The sequence below is a fragment of the Mycobacterium persicum genome, from assembly GCF_002086675.1.
GTDB classification, from domain to species: domain Bacteria; phylum Actinomycetota; class Actinomycetes; order Mycobacteriales; family Mycobacteriaceae; genus Mycobacterium; species Mycobacterium persicum.
Genome location: NZ_MVIF01000270.1, coordinates 1 through 839, shown reverse-complemented (window position 1 = coordinate 839; position 839 = coordinate 1). Strand labels below are relative to the sequence as shown.

General features: G+C 68.2%; 1 protein-coding gene. It reads right to left on the bottom strand.

Going from position 1 to position 839, the window contains the following annotated elements:
- A partial coding sequence (locus BST40_RS28320; protein ID WP_089025341.1) for a DNA polymerase III subunit delta' occupies positions 1-731 on the bottom strand: 731 nt, incomplete at its 3' end.
- Between the last annotated feature and the right edge of the window lie 108 nt (positions 732-839).

Sequence of the window (839 nt, the reverse complement as noted above, 5' to 3'; positions counted from 1 at the left end):
GCCCGGGCGCCGCGCGCCAGCCCCAGCGCCTGCTCCCGTCGCTGCCGGGCCTCCGGGTCGGTGGCCAGCCGCCGGGCCCGTCCCACATGACCTCCGCTGACCGAGGCCGCCCAGGCCGCAGTCTCGGTGTCCAGACCGTCGCTGTCGGCCAGCACCTGGGCGATCGCCGCGGTCGACGGCGTCACCAGCGCGACATGCCGACATCGAGATCGCAGCGTCACCGCGATGTCTTCGGGGTCCACCGAGGGCGCGCACAGCAGAAACACCGTCGAGGCCGGCGGTTCCTCCACCACCTTGAGCAGCGCGTTGGCGGCACCTTCGGTCAGCCGATCGGCGTCCTCGATCAGCACGATCTGGCGGTGTCCGGTGGTCGGCTTCCGCGACGCGATCTGCACGATGGCCCGCATCTCGTCGACGCCGATGGACAGGCCCTCGGGGATGACGCGTCGGACGTCGGCGTGAGTGCCGGCCATCGTCGTCGTGCACGCCCGGCAGCGACCACATCCGGGACCCCCGTCCTCGGCATCGCCAGTGCATTGCAGCGCCGCCGCGAAGCACAATGCCGCCACCGACCGGCCAGAACCCGGTGGACCGGTGATCAGCCACGCGTGTGTCATATTTCCGTCGCCGGCAAGGCTGTGACGGTCGTCACCACGAGCCGACCTGGCGGCGGCGATCAGCTCGTTTTTCACCGCGTCCTGGCCTACCAGCCGCATAAACACCCCGGACATCATTGGTGCACATTATTAGTCGGGTTAGTCCCAATACCGTTCAGTTAAGACTACATGGGTGTAGTTTGTAGGGTATGCCTCGTGCGGGTTGGCGCAAGCCTGAGTCGG